This is a genomic window from Bartonella sp. AD328YNZD, assembly GCF_042196425.1.
Window position 1 is genome coordinate 1 of the sequence record NZ_JBHIQG010000157.1, and the last position, 5,640, is coordinate 5,640.

General features: G+C 37.2%; 6 protein-coding genes. All 6 read right to left on the bottom strand.

The features are described from left to right. A partial coding sequence (lepB, locus tag ACFIO3_RS07865; protein ID WP_375704285.1) for a signal peptidase I occupies positions 1–599 on the bottom strand: 599 nt, incomplete at its 3' end. Between the two features lie 78 nt (positions 600–677). After that, on the bottom strand, positions 678–1,079 hold the full coding sequence (acpS, locus tag ACFIO3_RS07870; protein WP_375607722.1) for a holo-ACP synthase: 402 nt from the start codon (positions 1,077–1,079) through the stop codon (positions 678–680). Between the two features lie 37 nt (positions 1,080–1,116). Then, a complete protein-coding gene (locus ACFIO3_RS07875) occupies positions 1,117–1,689 on the bottom strand; it encodes a DUF2062 domain-containing protein (RefSeq protein WP_375704286.1) in 573 nt (190 codons plus the stop codon). A 93-nt stretch (positions 1,690–1,782) separates the two neighbouring features. Further along, complete coding sequence (gene pyrE / locus ACFIO3_RS07880) at positions 1,783–2,361, bottom strand: orotate phosphoribosyltransferase (protein WP_375607834.1); 579 nt, start codon at positions 2,359–2,361, stop codon at positions 1,783–1,785. 16 nt (positions 2,362–2,377) lie between these two features. Then, entirely contained in the window at positions 2,378–4,603 is a 2,226-nt protein-coding gene (locus ACFIO3_RS07885; protein ID WP_375607724.1) for a RelA/SpoT family protein, read from the bottom strand. Positions 4,604–4,733: 130 nt separating this feature from the next. After that, entirely contained in the window at positions 4,734–5,132 is a 399-nt protein-coding gene (gene rpoZ, locus ACFIO3_RS07890) for a DNA-directed RNA polymerase subunit omega (protein ID WP_375607725.1), read from the bottom strand. Positions 5,133–5,640: the final 508 nt, after the last annotated feature.

The window sequence follows — 5,640 nt, forward strand, 5'->3', positions numbered from 1 at the left end:
TCTGAATTGTCGCGGTTATCTCCCATCATAAAATAATGTCCTTGAGGAACTTCAAAGACTTCTGTATCGTCAACTTTTGGGATGAAAGCTAAATCAAGTGTATCATAGCTAACACCATTAGGCATTGTCTCGCGATAAACCTTAACAGGATAGTTCACTTCTGTTATATCAGAATTATCAATCTCTCCCATAAAGTGACGCGAAACAGCCTCATCATTAATATAAAGAACACTTTGACGAACTTGTATACGATCACCTGGTAGCCCAACAACGCGCTTTATATAATCAATCTTCGGATTACTTGGTAAGCGAAAAACGACAACATCTCCACGTTGAGGTTGAGATGCCCAAATACGTCCGGAAAAAAGAGGAGGAGAAAAGGGGAGGGAAAAACGAGAATACCCATATGCATACTTAGAAACAAACAGATAATCCCCCACAAGCAAAGTAGGACGCATTGAACCGGAAGGAATACTAAAAGGCTGAAAAAAAATTGCTCGAATAAACGCTGCTAAAAGCAAAGCCTGTATTAAAACAGAGATAAATTCAAGAATTCCACCTTTTTTTTCTTTTTTATGCACTTTCTCTTTTTGGATCATCACCAACTGCCTTCTCATCTCAGATATAACTTTTTTATCATAATATTCAAATAACAAAAGCACAATCTCTCACGCTATCTATCCACGTGGAAGTGCTTCGATAATAACAAACGCCTGCGCCCAAGGAAAATCATCTGTTATGCTAAGATGAATAACTGCATCATGATGAGGAGGTAATAACTTTTGAAGTTGCACTTGCGCACAATTTGTTAATTGCATTGTTGGTTTTCCAGACGGCAAATTAACTACCCCCATGTCTTTCCAATTGATACCATAAGCGATTCCCGTTCCTAAGGCTTTAGCACATGCTTCTTTCGCAGCAAATCTTTTTGCATAAGAAGAAGAACTTTTTTTAAGATTTTCGGATCTAGTCCTTTCAATATCCGTAAAAATACGTTGGATAAAACGCTCACCATAACGAACCAACATCCTCTCAATACGTCGTATATCAATAAGATCATTTCCAAGACCAACAATCATAAGATATTACCCGATCTGTCCTACGATGAATGCTCCTTTAAACGCGCTTTTTTATAATCTTCTGATATCGCTTTTGTTTAAAACGAATCGTTGCTCTGTAAACACCTATATAAGATAAACCACCCAAAACAATACCTAAAAGAGTTCCCCCTAAAATCATAGGACTCATAATTGTGTCCCATGCGCCTTTAAAAAGGAGAGAGAGATTTGATAATGTCAAACTATTAAACAGAGCACGTATTTGCGAAAGAGAAATCTCTTTGACATCGCTAAAAAGTGATAAACAAAAATACCCTACTTTATAATCAGCCATGACAATCAATAAAAATGTGAGTGGATTAGAAAAAATCGTCCCAATGATTGCGGCAGCAAAGTTTGCACGCAAAAGCCAAGAAAAAAATATTGCCAAAATAATATGCAGCCCAAAGAAAGGGGAACACGCTAAAAAAACGCCAACAGCAACCCCTAATGCTACTTCATGCGGTGTTGCTGATATACGCAAAATACGTTTATGTATGTAGCAAAATGAGCGAGAAAATGAACGACGTGGCCATAACCAAAGTCGAATACGCGTTACAAAATCTATTGGTTCTCGACGACGAAAAAGCATATGACTCTCAATATACATCTTTTGATGATAAAATAATTTATATCATCCAAATTAATCTTTTTAATCTTTTGCACAAAAAAAATAGCAAGACAATTAAATATTTCGACTGCCTGGTTTAATTGCTGGAAGAACAGAAAGGGCTGCAGGAAGTTTATCACTAGCATAAGAGGCAATCTCGTATTTAGCAAGCGCAATCAATGGAACTCCAACATTGACCTTCCCGCCAGAACGATCAAGAATACATGCACTTGCCAGTACCTCTGCTCCTACTGTAACGAGCGCTTCAACAGTCTCACGAATGGAAAGACCCGTTGTCACAATATCTTCGACGATAACAACCCGTGCGCCCTTCTTGATTTCAAAACGACGCAATTCAAAGACGCCATTTACACGCTCTACCCAAAGAGAAGGAACTCCAAGGTGACGTGAAGTCTCATACGAAGGAATAAGGCCGCCAATTGCAGGACCAACCACATAATCAATTTTTCCCTCGATAGAATTTTTGATTTTTTCAGCCAATCCACGACATAACTTTTCCGTCAAATTAGCATGCATGAATACTTTCGCCTTTTGCATATAAGTCGCACTATGGCGCCCCGATGTTAAAATAAAATGCCCCTCTAGAATAGCATCTGCTTGTTTAAAAATATCAATGACATCTTGTGTATTCATTGCAAAATCTTTCTTTTTATCCATGAACCCGCCGTACTGTACTTACTGAACCTGCCTTTTTTAACTGAGAAAAAATACGATTCAAATGTTTTAAATCCCAAACTTCCAAATCAATCATAATTTCCGTAAAATCTGGTGCTATACGGATACAAGATAAATTCTGGATATTGGCATCGTTAGCAGAAATTATTTGCGTAATTTCAGCCAAAGAACCAGGACTATTTACAACCAAAATATTCATCCGTGCAGGGAAACGTTCATTCATTTGGGCATCAATATCCCAGCGGACATCAATCCACCGTTCTGGCTGATCATCATATGCCATCAAAGCCGAAGACTGTATCGGATAAATAATGATCCCAGCCCCTGGCTGCATAATACCAACAATCCGATCTCCAGGCACTGCTCCTTCAGGTGAAAAGCGTACGGGTATATCTCCACGGGTTCCCCGAATAGGTAATGCTTTAGATTGATGATTCTCAATCATTTCATCCTTTTCATTTTCTGGGACTTTAAAAATCATCCCTTGAGCATTTTCAATATTAAACCACCCCTCTTCCCCAGGCTTAAAAGAGGACTTTTGTACTACACGGTGATCTTGATAATCAGGATAAACCGCTTTAATCACATCAGCGGAAAACAGCTCACCACGCCCCACAGCAGCCAATACATCCTCGACATCTTTACGTGCTAAACGTGATAAAACTTTCTTCAAAACGTCTTTTGAAAATTTTTTTCCCATATATTCAAATGAACGCTCAAGAATACGATATCCTAGACCCGAATATTGCTTACGTACCGCTGCACGACTTGCTCGTCGAATAGCTGAACGTGCTTTACCTGTAACAACAAGGAATTCCCATGCAGCTGGTGGAATTTGAGCATGTGAGCGAATAATATCAACCTCATCACCATTTTTTAATTTGGTCATTAAAGGCATAATACGACCATTGATTTTCACGCCCACACAAGAATCACCAATATCTGTATGGACAGCATAAGCAAAATCAATAGGCGTAGCTCCCTTAGGAAAAGCAATTAATCGACCTTTTGGCGTAAAACAAAAAACTTGATCTTGAAAAAGTTCCAGTTTTGTATGTTCTAAAAACTCTTCCGGATTATCTCCATCAGACAAAGATTGTATCGTTTGACGCAACCATGCATAGGCATTCGTTTCGCTTGACAACTTTGAAGTCGAATAATTAGAACCATGCTCTTTATATATGGAATGAGCAGCAACCCCATATTCAGCAACTTCATCCATAGCAGCCGTTCTAATTTGCAATTCAACGCGTTGTCTCGAAGGCCCCACAATTGTTGTATGAATAGAACGATAATCATTTTGTTTTGGTATAGAGATATAATCTTTAAAACGACCAGGAACCATCGGCCATGTCGTGTGAATGACACCAAGAGCACGATAACAATCATTGACTGTTTCAACAATTACACGAAATCCAAAAATATCTGATAACTGTTCAAAAGAGAGTGCTTTACTTTCCATTTTGCGAAAAACTGAATAAGATTTTTTCTGACGGCTTTTAACATCTGCTTTAATACCATTTTCCAAAAAAAGTTTTGTCAATTCATTTTCAATTGTGGAAAGCAAATCACGATTGTGTTTCAATAACTCAGAAAGTCGATGGGTAATCGTACGGTGACCTTCTGGATTTAAATAAAAGAAAGAAAGATCCTCTAATTCCTCGCGCATATCTTGCATACCCATACGGCCCGCAAGTGGCGCATAAATATCCATCGTCTCTTCAGCAATTCGTCGACGCTTATCATCACGCATAACACCAAGGGTACGCATATTATGAAGACGGTCAGCAAGTTTGACTAAAAGAACACGAACATCATCAGAAATAGCAATAAGAAGTTTACGAAGATTTTCTGCCTGTACAGCTTTCTTTGATACAAGATCAAGCTTATTAAGCTTCGTAAGCCCTTCAACCAACTTCCCAATTTCAGAACCAAAAAGCTGATCAATTTCTGCTCGTGTAGCGCTTGTATCTTCAATTGTATCGTGCAAAAGAGCAACAGCAATCGTTGCCTCATCCAACCGCATATCCGTTAAAATAGCAGCAACTTCCAAAGGATGAGAAAAATAAAGATCACCTGAAGCACGCTTTTGATGTGCATGCTTTCTCATTGCATAATCATAGGCTCTGTTTAAAAGAGCTTCATCTACGTCAGACTTGTAACGTTTAACACGCCCAACAAGCTCACACTGACGCATCATACGAGCATATCCTTTATCTTTTCATACCCCGAATCCTTATTGAACATGAATATCTTATCAATAAAGACAAGAAAAATAACTACTCTTAAATGATAAGGTCTATTTATTCCTGTAATATAAATTACCGCAATTAATAATCGTCACTTTTTTCTGGAACAACCAAACCTTCAATACCCGCTAAAAGCTCTTCTTCTGACATATGATCAAATGAAGTGCCTTCTTCTTGCGATGATATATTAAAAACACTTTCGGCTTCACTTGAATGGGTAATAAATTCATTTGCCATTTCTGGTTCATCTACTTCCACATGCTTTTGCAGAGAATGAATAAGATCTTCTTTTAAATCAGCAGGCGACAACGTTTCTTCTGCTATTTCACGCAAAGCAACAACAGGATTTTTATCATTATCACGATCAACCGTAATCTGCGCCCCTTGTGAAATCTGACGCGCCCGATGACCTGCTAAAAGTACCAATTCAAAGCGGTTATCAACTTTATCAATACAATCTTCTACTGTTACGCGGGCCATTTATGCCTCTTTCTTAAAGATTAAAAAACTTCATAGTGGGTATAGAGTATATACAATAATCAAAATAAAACACAAGGAAAACAACACAGACTTTCATATTTTTTGCTTAAAGAACTTACTTTAAGTAAATTCTTGGAAACTTTATACAAAATATATAGCGTATTCATACCCGATACCAAAACTGCTCTAAAAAGTATTCCAATAGATTAGAGCCAAACAAAAGAAGGGGTTTCTTGACAAAATACCTCTCTAGAATCCTTACCCTTTTAAAAAGAATACCAACTCTTAAAAATCCTTCGCAATAACAACAGTTTTATGCACACTTTTTATAATAATAGATTTATTAAAGACAAAATTTTTTCTTTGAATATCATATGGATTATACTCTTATTCATTGAATAAATTACTGAAAATATTGCCTCTTTTTACATAATAATGAGCAATAAGTTTATATTAAACTTTCTTCTAAAAAAGTTTATTTATATTCATTATAGATTGTTTATCAAAC